At 58.4% G+C, this 16,947-nt stretch carries 14 protein-coding genes; 6 read left to right on the forward strand and 8 right to left on the reverse strand.

Annotation, left to right across the window (positions count from 1 at the left end; genetic code table 11):
- Nucleotides 1-8: 8 nt before the first annotated feature.
- The 3 genes from DXD39_RS09625 to DXD39_RS09635 all read right to left on the reverse strand — a co-directional run bounded on the left by DXD39_RS09625 (nucleotide 9) and on the right by DXD39_RS09635 (nucleotide 3,058).
- Nucleotides 9-935 (reverse strand): transporter substrate-binding domain-containing protein, encoded by a 927-nt coding sequence (locus tag DXD39_RS09625; RefSeq protein ID WP_117803924.1) that lies wholly within the window; start codon nucleotides 933-935, stop codon nucleotides 9-11.
- Between the two features lie 280 nt (nucleotides 936-1,215).
- On the reverse strand, nucleotides 1,216-2,109 hold the full coding sequence (locus tag DXD39_RS09630) for an aldose 1-epimerase family protein (protein WP_117803925.1): 894 nt from the start codon (nucleotides 2,107-2,109) through the stop codon (nucleotides 1,216-1,218).
- 79 nt (nucleotides 2,110-2,188) lie between these two features.
- Nucleotides 2,189-3,058 carry a hypothetical protein gene (locus DXD39_RS09635; RefSeq protein WP_117803926.1) on the reverse strand — a complete coding sequence of 290 codons (870 nt, stop codon included), beginning with the start codon at nucleotides 3,056-3,058 and terminating at the stop codon, nucleotides 2,189-2,191.
- 251 nt (nucleotides 3,059-3,309) lie between these two features.
- Between DXD39_RS09635 and DXD39_RS09640 the strand changes: the two genes are divergently transcribed.
- Nucleotides 3,310-4,554, forward strand: a complete 1,245-nt coding sequence (locus DXD39_RS09640; protein WP_233541167.1) for an MFS transporter — start codon at nucleotides 3,310-3,312, stop codon at nucleotides 4,552-4,554.
- A 228-nt stretch (nucleotides 4,555-4,782) separates the two neighbouring features.
- Here DXD39_RS09640 and DXD39_RS09645 read toward each other — a convergent pair whose 3' ends face one another.
- Both DXD39_RS09645 and DXD39_RS09650 read right to left on the reverse strand, forming a co-directional pair.
- Nucleotides 4,783-6,345 (reverse strand): PTS transporter subunit EIIC, encoded by a 1,563-nt coding sequence (locus DXD39_RS09645; protein WP_117803927.1) that lies wholly within the window; start codon nucleotides 6,343-6,345, stop codon nucleotides 4,783-4,785.
- An 82-nt stretch (nucleotides 6,346-6,427) separates the two neighbouring features.
- Nucleotides 6,428-7,753, reverse strand: coding sequence for a 6-phospho-alpha-glucosidase (locus tag DXD39_RS09650; protein WP_117803928.1), 1,326 nt, complete (start codon nucleotides 7,751-7,753; stop codon nucleotides 6,428-6,430).
- 298 nt (nucleotides 7,754-8,051) lie between these two features.
- On the opposite strand from DXD39_RS09650, the gene DXD39_RS09655 reads away from it, so the two are divergent.
- Both DXD39_RS09655 and DXD39_RS09660 read left to right on the forward strand, forming a co-directional pair.
- Nucleotides 8,052-8,801, forward strand: coding sequence for a MurR/RpiR family transcriptional regulator (locus tag DXD39_RS09655; RefSeq protein WP_158565526.1), 750 nt, complete (start codon nucleotides 8,052-8,054; stop codon nucleotides 8,799-8,801).
- 60 nt (nucleotides 8,802-8,861) lie between these two features.
- A complete protein-coding gene (locus DXD39_RS09660; RefSeq protein ID WP_117803929.1) occupies nucleotides 8,862-9,308 on the forward strand; it encodes a low molecular weight protein-tyrosine-phosphatase in 447 nt (148 codons plus the stop codon).
- Between the two features lie 172 nt (nucleotides 9,309-9,480).
- On the opposite strand, the gene DXD39_RS09665 is transcribed toward DXD39_RS09660, so the two are convergent.
- The 3 genes from DXD39_RS09665 to DXD39_RS09675 form a co-directional block, all read right to left on the reverse strand.
- A complete protein-coding gene (locus DXD39_RS09665; protein WP_117803930.1) occupies nucleotides 9,481-10,842 on the reverse strand; it encodes an ATP-binding protein in 1,362 nt (453 codons plus the stop codon).
- A gap of 178 nt (nucleotides 10,843-11,020) precedes the next feature.
- Nucleotides 11,021-11,350 carry a TIGR04076 family protein gene (locus DXD39_RS09670; protein WP_192934641.1) on the reverse strand — a complete coding sequence of 110 codons (330 nt, stop codon included), beginning with the start codon at nucleotides 11,348-11,350 and terminating at the stop codon, nucleotides 11,021-11,023.
- A complete protein-coding gene (locus DXD39_RS09675) occupies nucleotides 11,343-12,167 on the reverse strand; it encodes a PfkB family carbohydrate kinase (protein WP_117803931.1) in 825 nt (274 codons plus the stop codon). The genes DXD39_RS09670 and DXD39_RS09675 overlap by 8 nt, the downstream gene beginning before the upstream one ends.
- 449 nt (nucleotides 12,168-12,616) lie before the next feature.
- Here DXD39_RS09675 and DXD39_RS09680 point away from each other — a divergent pair, with 449 nt between their 5' ends.
- The 3 genes from DXD39_RS09680 to DXD39_RS09690 are packed head-to-tail and all read left to right on the forward strand — an operon-like array spanning nucleotide 12,617 to nucleotide 16,842.
- The gene (locus DXD39_RS09680) at nucleotides 12,617-13,123 is read left to right on the forward strand and encodes a MarR family winged helix-turn-helix transcriptional regulator (RefSeq protein ID WP_117803932.1); all 507 of its coding nucleotides are present in this window, start codon (nucleotides 12,617-12,619) and stop codon (nucleotides 13,121-13,123) included.
- Nucleotides 13,116-14,930 carry an ABC transporter ATP-binding protein gene (locus DXD39_RS09685; protein WP_117803933.1) on the forward strand — a complete coding sequence of 605 codons (1,815 nt, stop codon included), beginning with the start codon at nucleotides 13,116-13,118 and terminating at the stop codon, nucleotides 14,928-14,930. Before DXD39_RS09680 ends, DXD39_RS09685 begins: the two co-directional genes overlap by 8 nt.
- Nucleotides 14,923-16,842, forward strand: a complete 1,920-nt coding sequence (locus tag DXD39_RS09690; protein ID WP_117803934.1) for an ABC transporter ATP-binding protein — start codon at nucleotides 14,923-14,925, stop codon at nucleotides 16,840-16,842. The genes DXD39_RS09685 and DXD39_RS09690 overlap by 8 nt, the downstream gene beginning before the upstream one ends.
- Nucleotides 16,843-16,947: the final 105 nt, after the last annotated feature.

Genomic DNA, 16,947 nt, shown 5'->3' on the forward strand with positions numbered 1-16,947 from the left:
CTGCCTCCCTATGCCGGCTGACGGTCGAGGCACGCGTCCCACATTTGGTCGCGCTCCTCTTGGCTAATGCCCTTGAGTGTCTTGTCGATGAGCTTAAGCAGCTTGTCCGAGCCCTTGCGGCAGCCGACGTTTGCCGTAACCTCCTGCTTAAAGCCCTCGCCCTCGGCAAATTGAATCGGCACAATACCCGGGTTTTGGGCCATATAGCCCTTCTCATTCTCGGTGTTGTAGGTCACGGCGTCGCACGTGCCCTGCAGCAGGTTCGAAAACACCGTGGGAACCGAATCGACCGGGTTTTTGTGCACAACGCCCGGGATTTCGTCGATGACGGTATCGAGCATGGTGTCCTTTTGGCCGAGCACCGTGGCACCGCTAAAGTCGCTGAGCTTGGTGGCGTTTTGGTAGGGCGAGCCCTCTTTTACGAACAGGCCAAAGTAGCCAATGAAGTACGGGTCGGAAAAGCCGACGGACTCCTCGCGCTCGGGCGTGGCGCTCATACCGGCAATGATGAGGTCGATCTGGCCGTTGTTGAGCGAATCGATAAGGCCCGAAAAGCTCTGCTTGACGGCGACGGGCTCGCCGCCGAGAGCCTTGCAGACGATCTTGGCGATCTGCACGTCGTAGCCATCGGCATAGGCGCCCTGCACGTTGTCGATGGGGATCGTGAACTCGCTGGCCTCGGAGACCTGCCAGTTGTATGGAGCGTAGGCCGCTTCCATGCCAATGCGGATCTTGTCCTTGCCGATAACGGAATCGGACAGGTCGTCGCGACCGCCGCCCGTCGTGGGCTGGACCACCTTGAGCGTGGACGGGCGCTGGCAGCCGGCGAGCGCGCCGGCGACAACGGTTGCGCTCGCAGCGAGGGCGCTACCCAAAAAGATGCGACGGCTGCACACCGGCTGTGGATGCGCGTCGCGTTGATGGGGAGAATGCATAATCTGCCTTCCCTGTTGAATCGTATGCTGACGACTTAACAGGATATACGCCAGCGACCAGCAGCGCAGCACAAGCTCGAAAAATTAATAGACACACGGTAGTCATTGGGAGCGTCGATGTTTTGGCAATGCCAGCGGGCGCCACCCAGAGCGAACAAGTTAGCATGAAAAAGGCAAGGCATAGACCTTCTGGTCATGCCTTGCCTTTTGAATGACAAATTGTCGCTCTGGGTGGCGCGCAGCGTCGACCGGTCCGTCGTTCGTTAGAACGGCGGAACCTCTAGAGCAGGGTAACGCTAAAGCTGCGAACGTCCGTCTCACCCGGTGCCAAGGTAATGGTGTTGACCTTGTGCTCAAAGACGTCGTCCTCGGTGTCCATGGTGGTGTGGCCGGTCCAGGGCTCGAGCGCCACAAACGGGGCGTCGTTGGCGGCAGACCACACGCCGATGTACTTAAAGCCCTCAAAGTCGATCTTGACGCCGTGGGCCGACTTGCGGCCGCGCAGCGTGAGCGTGGAACCCGGGACATCGGTGAACATGATGGCGTCGTTATCGAAGCTGCGGTGCGTGATGGGCAGCACGTCCGAGTTATCGGGAGCCTTGTAGCTGCCCTCGAACGTCATAAGACCGTCGGGCGTGATGATGGGGGCCTCGTTAGTCCAAGCCTCGGTAAACGCCAGCTCGTAATCCTCGAACGCCTCGTCTTCGGCACCGGGGGCGGGCACGTTGAATGCAGGATGACCGCCCACCGAGAACGGCAGGGCCACGTCGCCGGTGTTGGTGACGGCAAAGGTCTGCGTGAGCGTGGCGTCGCCGGTCAGGGCATAGGTCATGTTGAGCTTAAAGTGGAACGGGAACGCCTTGAGCGACTCGGGCGTGTCAGTGATCTCGTACGTTACCGAGGAGCCGTCCTCCGAAACCTCGACCAACTTGTGCTCGACGATGCGAGCGAGTCCGTGGCGCGGCATCTCGCAGGTGCCGGCCGCAGATGTCGCCATGTTGTTGCGCAGCGATCCCACGATGGGGAACAGGATAGGCGCATGCTTGCCCCAAAAGGCCGGGTCGCCCTGCCACAGATACTCGTTGCCGTTGAGGGCAAGGCTCGTGAGCTGGGCGCCCATGGAATCGATGGCCGCGGTGAGGCCGCCGCGCTTGATGGTAGTGACGGTGGACATGCTACTTCCTCCAATAGTAAACAACGGTGTCGAGGGCTATTGTCCCACTCTTGGCGGCAAGGAGAAGCGACAGGCACAGTTATTGAACGATTGCGTAAAGGTCGAACCCGCCCTGCGGCGTGCTGTCGACCGTATCGGGCGCCTGTGAATTAAAACTCACCGGAACCATGCGCTTTGAGGCACGGTAACGCGTGCCGTCGGTGGCGACGGGCGGCTCATCGACCGTGAGCTCGTAGTCGCCGGGCTTGAGCTCGATGCCGTCACCTTCGGAATTAACGTATTGATACTCGTCGATTGCTTGTCCCTTGAGCGTGCGGCCCACGATATGGATGAGCATTTGGCTATCGCCGCGCGCGGTATCCCACGTCGCGCCGTCCTTAACCTCGACCGACACATGCACTGAGCGCGTGCGGCTGAGCGATTGCTCGACAGACATCTCGACCTTGGCGGCGTCTTTGCGCTGTTGCTCCACGTGGCTCCAGACATTTCCGATCGCCGCGCAAGCGATGACGCCGGCCATGAAGGCGATGAGGATGGGGCCGAGCGGCGAGCGGCGGCCCGCGTCTTCCTCGCGAGCCAAGTCGGGACGATGCGTGGGCGCGGGCGCTTGAGCGCCCTGCGAGGGCACGTCGAGAATGCTGAAGGATGCCGTGCTATCGGGGTCGATAGTGTGACGCGGCTGCGGGGTCTTTGCCGGCGAGATGGACATATCGGCCGGCTCACCCAGCGTGGCCGTGGCATCGGCCTTTGCCTCGTCAGCCTCAGCCTGGGCCCAGGCCTGCTCAAAGGTCAGGGGCTCGGCGGCATCGGAGGCGGCTTCAGGCTCGACACCGGTATCATTGCCGGACTCGTCCTCGTCGCTCGACACGTCACACGGCGCGGGCTCGTCCCACTCTTCGTCCGGAGCCTCGCCCTCGCTATACCACCATTCAAAGTTATCGATATCCATACGGGGCGCCCCTTAAGCCTCGCAAATAAACACTTGCTAGCCTTATACCCCCAGACGGTGCTGGAGCTCGCCGGCACAGACAGGAAAACCGTCACAACATTCGACGCTTTTCCTCGTTTTCGAGATTTTCATCGAATGTTGTGACGGTTTGGGCGACTGGCTGGCAGCGCAATGCGACAAAGGGACTGCCCCTTTGTCGCATTCTGTTAGAGTTGCAGGGATTGAATCCCGCTTATTCATGCGACATTGGAGTGACAACCTTGACCGCCGCAACCACGTCTAAAAGTAAGTCAACCGCCGCCGCGCTCTCCCCCGCGCGCACCAAGCTCTGCCTGGCGCTGCTCGTGCTGTTGGGATTCTCGCTCGGCTGCTCAGAGTTCGTGGTCATCGGCATCGAAAGCGACTTGGCAACGGAACTCGGCGTATCACTTGCCACTGCGGGCCAGCTCATCAGCGTGTTCGCGCTCGTCTACGCCATCGCCACGCCGGTGCTTGCGCTCAGCACGGGGCGATTCCGCCGCTACCAGTTGCTCGTGTACTACAGCATCGTCTTTGTGCTCGGCAACCTGGTCATGGCGTTGGCGCCCAACTTCCAGGTGCTCTTTATCTCGCGCATTGTCCTGGGATCCGTCTCGGGCGCGCTGCTCGCCGTGGGCGTGACGTACATCCCAGAGCTGCTGTCCCCGCAGCAAACTTCGCTTGCCATCTCGGTCGTGTACGGCGCGTTTTCCGTGGCGATGGTCTTTGTCACTTCGATCGGCAAGTTTGTGGCCGACACGCTCGATTGGCACGTGGCCATGTACGGTACGCTGACCTTTGCCGTTTTGATCTGCGGAGCGCTCGTGGCGTTTATGCCGCGCGCCGGACAGACCGACGAACCCGCTACCTTCCGCGAGCAGGCGGGTCTGCTACGCGAACCGAGCATCATCACCGGCATGCTTATCTTTTTGTTTGGCGTGGGCTCGGTCTATGTATTCTACGGCTACGTTACGCCTTATCTTGAGCAGGTGCTGGGTATGGGCACGGTCGAAGCCAGTACCACGCTTATGGCCTACGGCGTGTTCTGCCTGATCTCGAACATCCTGGGCGGATGGATCGACGCGCGTTTTGGCATGAAGGCACTGCTTGTGACGTTTGTGCTGCAGGCCGCGGCGTTACTCGGGCTGTTTGCCGTGGGCGGCACCATGCCGCTCGCGCTGGTCTTTGTCTTTAGCTTGGCGCTGCTCATGTACCTGTTCTCGGTGTCATGCATCACGCACTTTATGGACGTGGCTCGCAGCCGCCATCCCAAGTCGATGGTACTCGCAAGTTCGGTTGAGCCCATGGCGTTTAACGTCGGCATCTCGTTTGGCACCGCAGTGGGCGGCGCCGTGGTAAACGGAATTGGCATTGCGTACGTGGGTGCCGTGGGCGCCGCGTTCTCACTTGTGGCCTGGGCGCTCACGCTGGCGACGATTAAGTTGGCTCGCTGGGAGCGCAGGCGGGCGAGGGCGTAGAGCGAGGTTCCCTCTAAAACGCCTATCGTTCCGGTCGCGACGCTTACCTGACGACAGGCTAGGCCAGCTCCTTTAGCTGTGGTTCGATCTCATGTACTTCGAATGCACGATTTTCCAGTTTTCGTGTATATGAAGTACACGAAATGCGCGCGGGGCAACTCAAAGGCGGCGGAAGACGCATTGTCTGTCGCCGCCTTTTATACCGGATTTTATAGATATGTGGGGCGTTTACTCCATACCCAGCAGCTCGCGCATCTGAGTTGCGTAGTTAGATGCCATGTTACCGTAGACAATCTGCACGCCGCCGTTAACATGCACGATGCCACGCGCTTCGAGCTTTTCGGTAAACTCGGCGTCATCAACCACCTTGTCACAGTCATTGAGCTGGATGCGCAGACGGGTGAAGCAGGCCTCGACAGACTTAATATTGTTGTCGCCGCCCACTGCCTCAACGATGGCGGGAATGAGGTCGCTGATCACGGTCTTGGGAGCCTTTTCGGCCTCATCGTCGGACTCTTCCTCGCGGCCGGGGGTCTTAAGGTCCTTCTTAAGGATGATGAACTTGAAGACGAAGTAGTACACCACGAAGTAGATGGGGCCGAGGAACAGGATAACCTGCCAGTTGGAGCCCTTGGCTGCACCCATAATGCCGTTAAAGATCAACGACAAGAGCGGGCCGCCAAAGGATGCGGAACCGGCCACGTTGAACTGCAGGATATAGGTCAGCGCATAAGCAAGACCAGCCATGAGAGCGTGGAATACGTAGAGGATGGGCGCGATGAACAGGAAGGAGTACTCGAGCGGCTCGGTAATGCCGGAGAGGATGCAAGGCACCACGATGGCAATCATGAGCGCTGCGGTCTTCTTCTTGTTCTTGGGAAGCGCCGTCTTGTAGAAGGCGAGTGCAGCGCCGGGCAGGCCGAACATGGCGAAGATAACCTTGCCGTTCATGACAAAACGGCTGACCTCGATGTTAAACGGCGTGCTGGGAGAGCCCAGGATCGCGTTGTAGATATTGATAGCGCCCTGAACAGTCTGGCCGTCGATGGTCTCGACGCCACCAAGCGACGTGAAGAAGAACGGCAAATAGACAAAGTGATGCAGGCCAAAAGGCAGGAGCATGCGCTCGCCGGCGCCGTAGACAAATGCACCAAAGGCACCCGTAGTCTTGATGAACTCGGACAGCGCGCCGAGAGCGTTCTGAATAAACGGGAAAACAAAGGACATGACCAATGCGAGGATGCTGCATGAGAGCAGCGTCACCGCCGGGATAAAGCGCGTGCCGTTGAAGATGGAGAACACGGCAGGCAGCTCAATCTTGTAGTAACGGTTATGCAACCATGCGACGATTGCGCCCACCAGAAGACCGCCGATAACGCCCGTGTCGAGCGTGGTGATGCCGAGGATCGTGCTCTGGCCCGTCGTAAGATTCGCGGGATCGATAACGCCAGTCGCCGTAAGGAACGTGCCCATCACGGAATTCATGCACATGTAGCCCAAAAAGCCACAAAGCGCCGCGGTAGCCTTCTCGGACTTGGCGAAGCCATAGGCGAGACAAATCGAGAAGATAACCGGGATGTTGTTCATAACGATGCTGGCAGCGGCCTTGAGAATCGAAAAGAAGATCGCAAAGCCCGGAGCAGCAAGCCAGGGAACAGCTGCCGTAAGGGTGGGGCTGGTAAAGGCATTGCCAAAGCCCTGAAGGATGCCGGCGATTGGCAGGATCAAGACAGGCGTCATGAGGACTTTGCCCAGGCGCTGGAACTTTGCCAGCAGCTCATCTTTGTTCATGGGATACCCCTCTTAAAGAAACGGGGCGTGCAGCTCTACAGCCCACACGCCCCATAACAGTTATCAAGCGCTATGGAACTAACTACTTAAGCTCCGGCCAGTAATCCTTATTGGCCTCGATGAGCTTGTCGAGCACTTTGCGAGCCTTCTTGGCGTCACCGACCAGACGATTAAGCGTGAGTGCCTGCAGAGCCTTCTCGTAGGAGCCCTCCATCCAAGCCTCAACAGTCAGGCGCTCATAGGCGTACTGGTTCTCCATAAGGCCGCGATAGAAGGTACCGATCTTGCCAACAGCATAGGGCTGCGGGCCATTGGCGCCCACGCTTGCCGCAACCTCGACCATGGCGTCATCGGGCATACCCTCGATAATGCCGTTGTTGGGCACAATGACAATGAAAGTCTTGTTGGTGTTGCGATAAATGGCCGACGTGATTTCCACGATCATATCGCCATGAGCGTCGTTTTGCACAACCGAGGAGTTCTTTGCGGTGCCGACTTTGGCAACACGCTCGCACTCGGCGAACACGCGCTTCTCACGACCGTTGATAACCTCGTCGGAGCGAGTGTAGTCGGGGTCGAGGTGAACGACCTTGTACTCGGGATACAGATAGTACTGCAGATAAGTGTTGGGCAGATAGTCGGGGAAGTCCTCGAGCATGTCCTTGACCATGGCGTAGGTATCAAGCCAGGACTGGTCACGCTGCTCGGCATCGGCAGGAAGGAAGCCGTTCTTCTCCGTGTACTCCTTAATCTGCGGGACGAGGTCATGGCCCTCTTCATCGTAGATGTGCTTGAACCAACCGAAGTGATTGAGGCCGAAGTACACGGGCTCCGTCTTGCTCATATCGCGACCGAGCAGGCGACCGTAAGAGCGCATGAGGTTGACGGGCTGATCGCAGATGTTGAGGACGCGATGCTCATCGGGCAGGACGCGCTCGAGACCATATGCCACAATAGCAGCCGGGTTGGTGTAGTTGATAATCCACGCCTCCGGGCTATGAGCGCGAACGTCGTTGACGATCTCAACCATGTCATGCATGGAGCGCATACCGTAAGCCATGCCGCCAGGGCCCACCGTTTCCTGGCCGATGATTCCCATATGCAGCGGAATCTTCTCGTCCTTGCTACGCATCTCGTAGCCGCCGGTACGAATCTGGCAGAGCACAAAGTCGACGTCGGTGTAAGCCTCGTCCTTATCGGTGGTGTAACCAAACTCCACACCGGGCTCCTCCTCGGCGAAGAGGATCTTGCCAAACTCGCCGATCGGACGCTGACGCTCGGCATCGATGTCATAGAGCATCACGCGGTTCAGCGGCAGAATGTCCATGTGCTTGGTCAGGGCTTTAAGAATGCCAGGGCACCACGTGGAGCCGCCGCCAACGATCACAATATTGAGCTTATCCTTCATGTTCCGTCCCTCCAGGGTTGGCTGATCGGTGTTCTCGAAGACCTTGGGCTCCGCGGTTGTCCTCGGCTTGCTTCGTTTCGATTGATATTTTGCGACATAAGGTCATTTGCGAGTCCCCGTGTGAGCCAATGCGAAACGGGGACACATGATTTCGCTCACGACACAGATATGTGTAGGCAGACACGCACGTTTACCCAGTTCATGGGCAATTGGCGATCTTGACCGATTACCGATTTCTCACCTGGCTACACAAAGCGGTACCATATGTACGACGAGGTGCGAGGGGCTGGAACATCTTATGAAAGATCAAGCATCTTTTTATGATCATGTGCGGGCTGGCGAGAGCAAGCTCAACGATCTCGAAAGCGAGATCATGCGCTACATCATCGAGCTGCGTGATGATATTGACGATGTCACGCTTAAGAGCGTTGCTGAACGGTTCTTCGTCGCTCCCAATACAATCGTCAGGCTTGCTCATAAGCTTGGCTTCTCGGGGTTTACGGAGCTCAAACAATCGTATTCCGCCTCGCTCGACCGCAATCGATTCACAATCGAGACACTTCCGCTCGACACCCAGCTCGTACAAACAAAAGACCTGATTAACGACCGGGTCATCGACTCGGTTGTAAGCCTTATCCAGGACGCCTCGCATATCGTGTTCTTCTGCTCGGGCTTTTCGAAATACCCGTGCCTCGAGATGGCTGAAAAGCTCAAAATAATGGGCAAGAATACCGACACGCTTAGTGAACGCCACGTCATGAGGCATTACGCAGAACTCCTCGGCAAAAACGACCTGGTCTTCAGCGTTTCCGTAAGCGGCGAGACGCAGGTGTCTATTGACGCTACATCGATAGCCAAAACGCGCGGATGCAAGGTCGTCACACTCACCGGCTTTTCTCGAAATTCTCTCTCGAAACTAGCCGACTACCCTATCTACACCGTGCAAAAAGAAATCCGCTTGGGCAGCATGGACCTCGACAGTCGATTGATGTTCTATTACGTTTTCGAATTGATATTTGAGCGTTACTTCAAACTGGCCAAGAAATAAAACTCTGCATGCGCCCGGCTTCGACTCTTTAGCAGCCTTCTATATGAAAGGTATCGTTCTATGCAACGCATTCTTTTTATCTGCTATGGAAATATCTGCCGCTCGACGATGGCTGAGTCGGTGTTTACCGAGCTGGTGCACCGCGCCGGACGCGCGGACGAGTTTGTCATCGATTCCGCCGCGACCTCGACCGAGGAGATCGGCAACCCGCCACATCACGGTACCGTTGCCAAGCTACGCGAGGTTGGGATTCCCGTCGTCGCACATCGCGCACGTCAGGTGCGGCGCGCAGAGTATGGCAACTGGGATCGCATTGTTTATATGGATGCTGAGAACGCGCGCGGTCTGCGTCGCATCTTTGGCGACGACCCCGACGGCAAGATTACGCGCTTGCTCGATTGGACCGAGCGCCCCGGCGACGTGGCCGATCCCTGGTACACCGGCAACTTCGATGCCACCTACCGCGATGTGCTCGCCGGCTGCACTGCCATGCTCGAGCAGATGTAGGTTCGCGGGCGCACGAACCTCGCGAGCCGCGTCATCGGCATACAGATCGAGCGTGGATTTTCTCCCACTTTGAGCATTCAAGTGCGCTCTAGACGGGAGAAAATCCACGCTCATTATCTCGGATAGCGGATGCGACAAAGGCACTATCCCTTTGTCGCATCGGGGACTGTCCCTAGACCGGCTTGACCTCCAGCTTTATCCCCTCGGCACAGGAGTCACCCAAAACATCCGAAAGGGCCCAGGTCGCATATAGCGGCAAATAAAGAACAGCTCCGCTGCGTTCAACGTTGCCTCTCGAGAAAACAATCCCAAGCCTTACGCCATATTCGGCCGTATCAAGCACATGACCGAGCGCGGCGTGCGCGTGGTAATAGGAACCCGATTTAACCTCGATCGGAACAGCCGTTCCATCCGGTCCGTCGACCACAAAGTCCACTTCGCCGCGCTTCTTTGTCTGATAGTAGTAAAGCTGGCGATTTTGGGCAGTCAGCTGCTGGGCCACCACGTTTTCGTAAATACCGCCCAGATTGGGTTCCTTGCTATCAAGATACGCCGCCTGGGCGACGCCAACGGGGTAGCGCGCCATCAACATGCCCGTATCCGATTGGTATAGCTTGAACTGCGATGGCCGTGCCGTCTTGAGCAGGGGCGACTTTGGCTCGGTTACGATATCCGCCTTGAGAGCAACGCCGGCATCGACAAGCCAGACAAAATCTCGCTGGTACTTGTCGTAATGCGCCTTGAGGTCAATGGAATTGAGCACGAAGCGTTTGTTTTCGCCCTCGAGCATAATAGGGAGCTGATCGTAAATGCTCTGCACCTGAAGGGCTCGCCCGCTTGCATACATGGAGATATCCCGCCGGTACTGTTCGTTGAGCTCTGACTGTAGCTGACGAACAGAGGCAAGGTCGCCCCGCGTGTCAAGGAAACGCTGCACGACCTCTGGCATTCCACCGACAACGGTATAGGTCCTGAAGTTTGCCATCATCGCGTCGTGAATGTAATCAGGAATGGGCTTCTCGCTGATACACGCGTCGCGTATCGTTTGGCGAGCTCCCTCGCTCACCCCGATCGCCCAGCAAAACTCCTCGAAATCGAGCGGGAACATCCTAAGCTCGTGAACATATCCCACGGGATAGGACCTAACGACCTTGAACTGGGTCCCGAGCATTGACCCCGAAAACGCCCAGCGGCACCTCCCGTCCTCAACAAGGAACTTTGCCATCGTCATGATGTCGGGGGCCTCTTGGACCTCATCGATAAACACGAGCGTTTTGCCCGGTGCTATCGGCTTTCCCGAGAGAAGCGTCACCCTGCTGATGAAATCGTCGGCATCCCGTGCCTCGAGAAGAGCATCTTTTGCCTGGCGATTTTCCATGAGGTTGAGTTCGATGTAGATTGCATGGCTGGCTTTGCCAAATGCGCGAATCGAATAACTTTTGCCGATCTGGCGAGAACCCGTAATGAATAAGGCCTTTTGCTCGGCAGACTTCAGCCAACGCTCCAGCTCTGCCGCTATTTTCCTACGCAGCATAGGCTCTCCCCTCAGTGTCATCAAATGAAATGCAAGGTTTATATGCTTGATTATCGATGAAATGCAGAGTTTTTAGAACCTAATATCGGATGAAATGCAGAGATTTAGGATTATAGGCAAAAAAGAAGGGGCACCATCGGCGGATGCGACAAAGGGCCCGCCCCTTTGTCACATCCGGCTATTCGTCGACGATCTCGGCAAGCCAGACGTTGAGGGTGTCGACCTCGGGGCAGCAGAACTTTGCCGTACCAGGCTCGTTGCCAGGCACGGTTCCGCCATAGCGCAGGATATCGATATAGGGAAAGCCCACATGGCAGGCCATGGCGCACATCTTGCCGCGGTCTCGGTCGAAGTCAAAAACGTCGCCCGGCTTGTGACCATGGTGGCAGCGGCACGCACCTAGCTGGTCCACGCAGCTCACGCGGATACGCGGACGCTTGCCACGCGGCGCGCCGAGCGGCTTGTTCTCGCCCGCAGGCTTGACGCCGCCCTCGCCAGCATTACTCATGGTCGATCACGTCCAAGCAGGCCTCGATGGGCAGGCCGGCCGACTTGTCCTCTTGATCGGCATTGCGCTCGATAAGCTCAGCCACCACGCGCATGGCATCGGACGTCGCGCGCTGCAGACTCCAACCTGCCATAACGCGGCCGACGAGCACTGCCGAGAACGTGTCGCCCGTACCCGGGAAATAGACCGGAATGAGCTCAAAGGGAATCGTGAAGTACTCCCCCGCTACATGGTCGTAACCGATAACCGCGTTCGTGCCATTGACCACGGCGCTCGTAATGACCACCGACTTGGCACCCAACTCGCGCACGGCGTCCACAAGGGCGCGGGCCTCATCGGGCGTGATCTGCTCTGCAATAGGCGCATCGGCGAGCAGACAGGCCTCGGTGTAGTTGGGCACCGCGTAGTCTGCGCACTCCAGCAGGTGCCGCATGAGGCCAATCGTGGACTCGGGCACGCCGGCATAGAGCTTGCCGTTGTCACCCATGATGGGATCGACGAACACCTTGGTGCCCTTTTGCGCACGGCGGTGGCAAAAGTCCGAGATGATGCGCGTCTCTTCCTCGGTCACGATAAAGCCGGTCGAGATGGCGTCGAACTCAAAGCCGAGCTCCTCCCAGATAGCGAGGCTTTGACGCACGTACTCGGTGGTGTCGTGGATGTAGAACTTGGGGTAGTTGAGCGTGTCGGACACAAGTGCCGTCGGCAGATTGTGGATACGGTAACCCATGTGCGACAGCACCGGCAGCATGGCGGAAAGCGCGACCTTGCCGTAGCCGCACATATCGTTAATCAGCAGCAGCTGAGTATTCTTCATGAGGGTCTCCCTTGTTTCGGGCGCGGCGCGGCAGCGCCACAGTGCGACTAAGTGTAGCGCAGGGGACGTTGTGAGCGGAGTCGAGCGGTACGAAGGGCAAATTGTTGCGGAAAGGTTTCGGAAAATGATCCCTTTTTTCCTCCATCCCCAAGGGATCACATGCACCGAAGCAGACCGTGGCGGAATCACAGGTTGAGGACGGACAGCGAAAGCGTTCCTAAGCGAGCAAGGTGACGTGAAAGAGGAGGGCATAGGCCTTGTGGCCATGCCCGATGATTGAACGTCAGATTGCCGCTTAGGAACGCTTGCAGCGTCGAGCGGTTACGGCGTTTGGTAAAACGCCGTAACTTAATAAGTTTGGTACCTTGACATTGATTTCTCACGCTCCTAAATTGGTTAGGCACAAAACAATTCCTCTACCTAACTAAAGAAAGGAGCGGCACTAATTCATGTGCGATGAACCTCTTAACCTTTGTTCGCATGAGCCCGGCGGCGACCCGTCACAGCCGGCGGATGTACCCGAAGCGGTCAGCGCCGAAGACAAACTTGCCAAGCGCATCCTCAATAATCTGGGCTTTTGCGGCCATTACATGCATTTTCATGGCGGAGGCGTGTCCGGCAAGGCGCCCATCATCTGCCTGCTGGCCAAGCAACCCGGCGGCGAGATGTCGCAGCAGGAGCTCGGCATGCACTTTGACCTCAAGCCGGGATCGCTTTCCGAGATCCTGTCCAAGCTCGAGCTCAACGGCCTCATCGAGCGCAGCCGTAACCCCAAGGATCGACGGCAACTCACCATTCGCCTGACCGAAACCGGCCGGGAAAACGCCCGCATCGACCAGGCGGCCCGCATCCGCTTTAGAGAACGGGCCTTTAGCGCGCTCACCCACGACGAGCGCGAGGACCTCGCCGAAATGCTCGATAAAATCCGCGTAACCTGGGAGGAACTGGATGATTAAAACCCTCATGGGAAGCATCCGCGACTATATGAAAGTCACCGTTGCCACGCCGTTGCTCGTGCTTGGCGAGGTGCTCTGCGAGATGCTGATTCCATTTATCACCGCCAACCTGATCGACACCATCAAAGACGGCGCCACCGTAGCCGAGATGCTTCCCACCGCGGGCTTTTTGGTGCTCATCGCGCTGACGTCGCTTGCTTTTGGCGCCGCGGCCGGCGTCACCTGCAGCCATGCGAGCTGCGGGTTCGCCAAGAACCTGCGTCACGACCTGTTCTACAAGATCCAGACGTTCAGCTTTGCCAACATCGATGAGTTCTCGAGCTCCTCGCTCGTCACGCGCCTGACCACCGATATCAACAACGTGCAGCAGGCCTTTATGATGATCATCCGTATCGCCGTGCGCGCGCCGCTGGTCTTGATCTTCGCCTTTACCATGGCATTTATCATGGGCGGCAGCGTCGCCATGGTCTACCTGGTCATCATTCCGCTGCTGGGCTTTGGACTGTTCTTTATCATCTTTAAGGTGCGCCCCATCTTCTCGCGTGTGTTCCACAAGTACGACGCCCTTAACGAGTCCGTTGAGGAAAACGTCACCGGCATGCGCGTGGTCAAGAGCTATGTGCGCGAAGACTTTGAGAAGGAGAAGTTCGCGACCGCCGCACGCGACGTCCAGATGGACTTCACCCGCGCCGAGAAACTGCTCGCCTCTAACAACCCCATGATGAACATCTGCGTCAACGGCGCGTTTGTCGTCATCATCTACCTGGGCTCCAAGCTCATCATCACGAGCCAGGGCACGCTGTTCGACGTGGGCCAGCTCTCCTCGACCTTTACCTATGGTTTCCAGATTCTCATGAGCCTGATGCAGCTGTCGATGATCTTTGTCATGGTGACCATGGCCGACGAATCGGCACACCGCATTGCCGAGGTGCTGGCCGCCGAGCCCACGATCGCCGATCCCGCCGAGCCCGTGCTCGAGGTTGCCGACGGTTCCATCGACTTTGACCACGTGAGCTTTAAGTATTCCAAGCATGCGAAGCGCCAGGCGCTCGACGATATCGACCTGCACATTACGAGCGGCGAGACCATCGGCATCATCGGCGGCACCGGCTCGGCCAAGTCCACGCTCGTTAACCTCATCGCCCGCCTGTACGACACCACCGAAGGCGCTGTGCGCGTGGGCGGCGTGGACGTGCGCGACTACGACCTGGACGCGCTGCGTCACCAGGTCGCCATGGTGCTGCAGAAAAACGTGCTGTTTAGCGGCACCATCGCCGAGAACCTGCGTTGGGGCGACCCGAACGCCACCGACGAGGAAGTCCGCGAGGCAGCGCATCTGGCCTGCGCCGACGAGTTTGTCGACGGTTTCCCCAAGGGCTACGACACCTGGATCGAACAGGGCGGCTCTAATGTTTCGGGCGGTCAGAAGCAGCGCCTGTGCATTGCACGCGCCCTGCTGCGTCGCCCCAAGATCTTGATCCTGGACGACTCCACCAGCGCCGTCGACACCAAGACCGACGCAAAGATTCGCGCAGGTCTGGCAAGCTATCTGCCCAACACGACCAAGATCATCATCGCCCAGCGCATCAGCTCCGTGCAGGACGCAGACCGCATCATCGTCATGGAGGGCGGCCGTATCGCGCAGATCGGCAACCATGATGAGCTGCTCAAGACGAGCGAGATCTACCGCGAGACCTTTACCTCGCAGAACAAGATGAGCGCCGAGGGCGAAGGGGCCGTCGAGGCCGACACCGAGGCATCCGCAACGCAAGCTCAGACCCAGGAAGGAGGCGAGGCACATGAGTAAGGCAACGACCGCCGAGCGCGCGCTCAACCGCAAGGGCGGCACCATGTCGCGCCTCATCAAGACGCTCTTTGGCTTCTATCCCGTGCTTTTGCCCCTCGTCGTCGCCGGCGTGGTGCTCTGCGCCATCATCAACTCCATCGGCGCGACCTTCCTGCAGAGCGCCCTGCAGATTATTAGCGAATCGTGGCAGTCGGGCGATTGGGAAGCCGCACAGCCCAAGATCGCACAGCTCGTGACCACCCTCGCCTGCATCTACGGCGTCGGCGTCCTGTCCTCGCTCTTCTGGAACCGCGCCATGGCTATCGTCACGCAGGGCTCGCTCGAGAAGCTGCGCGAGATGATGTTCAACCGCATGCAGGACCTGCCGATCCGCTACTTCGACACGCACCAGCGCGGCGATATCATGAGCCACTACACCAACGACATCGACACGCTGCGTCAGATGATCAGCCAGTCGCTGCCCAACCTGCTCATGACGATCATCATCATCGTCACGGTGTTCTTTATCATGCTGTACTACAGCGTGTGGATGTGCTTGGTCATCATCGCCGGCGTCGCCTTTATGACCTTTATGACCAAGCTGCTCGGATCCAACTCCGCGCGCTTCTTCATTGCGCAGCAGACCGAGCTTGGCGTGGTCGAGGGCCATATCGAGGAGGTCATGAACGGCCAGAAGGTCGTCAAGGCGTTCTGCCACGAGTCTGCCGCCGAGGCCGATTTTGACGAGCGCAACGAAAAGCTCTTCGAGGTCTCCCAGAAGGCCAACATGTACGCCAACATCCTCATGCCCATCCTTATGAACCTGGGCAACCTGCTCTACGTGCTGGTGGCCCTTGCCGGCGGCATTTTCCTGGCGCTGGGCGTGCCCAACCTGAGCATCTCGGGCATGGCGCTGTCCATCGCCGTCGTGGTGCCGTTCCTCAACATGACCAAGCAGTTCTGCGGACAGATCGGCCAGATCTCGCAGCAGATCAACGCCGTGGTCATGGGCCTCGCCGGCGCCGACCGCATCTTTGAGCTCATCGACGAGAAGCCCGAGGCCGACGAAGGCTACGTGACGCTCGTCAACGCGCAGGTGAACCCCGAGACTTGGGAGTTCGAGGAGGCCGACCACCACACCGGCATGTGGGCATGGAAACACCCGCACCGCGCAACCGGCGAGATCGAGTACGTACCGCTGCGCGGCGACCTGGTCATGGACAACGTCGACTTTGGCTACACGCCCGACCACGAGGTACTGCACGGCGTGTCCGTGTTTGCCAAGCCGGGCCAGAAAGTCGCGTTTGTCGGCGCCACCGGTGCCGGTAAGACGACCATCACCAACCTCATCAACCGTTTCTATGACATCGCCGACGGCAAGATCCGCTACGACGGCATCAACGTCAACAAGATCCGCAAGGCCGATCTGCGCCGCTCGCTGGGCGTGGTGCTGCAGGACGTGAACCTGTTCACCGGCAGCGTGATGGATAACATCCGCTACGGCAACCTGGATGCCACCGACGAGGAGTGCATCGCGGCGGCCAAGCTTGCCGGCGCGGACGACTTTATCACACGCCTGCCCGACGGCTATGACACCATGCTCACCGGCAACGGCGCACAGCTGTCGCAGGGCCAGCGTCAGCTAATTTCGATCGCCCGCGCCGCCGTCGCCGATCCGCCGGCGATGATTCTAGACGAGGCCACGAGCTCCATCGACACCCGCACCGAGGCCATCGTGCAGGCGGGCATGGATAAGCTCATGGAGGGCCGCACGACGTTTGTCATCGCACACCGCCTGTCCACCGTGCGTAACTCCGACGCGATCATCTGTCTGGACCACGGCCGTATCATCGAGCGCGGCAACCACGACGAACTGATCGCCAAGCGCGGGTATTACTACCAGCTCTACACCGGAGCGTTTGAGCTGGAGTAGGACCGATTACTGACGGAGGGTGCCCCGGGGACGGGCGGGGTATTTCCTCCGTGCTCAAACATTCTCGCTGCGCTGCGAAACTGCGCGCGGAGGAAATACCCCGCC

This window comes from Collinsella sp. TM04-29 (genome assembly GCF_003466565.1).
Classification (GTDB): Bacteria; Actinomycetota; Coriobacteriia; order Coriobacteriales; family Coriobacteriaceae; genus Collinsella.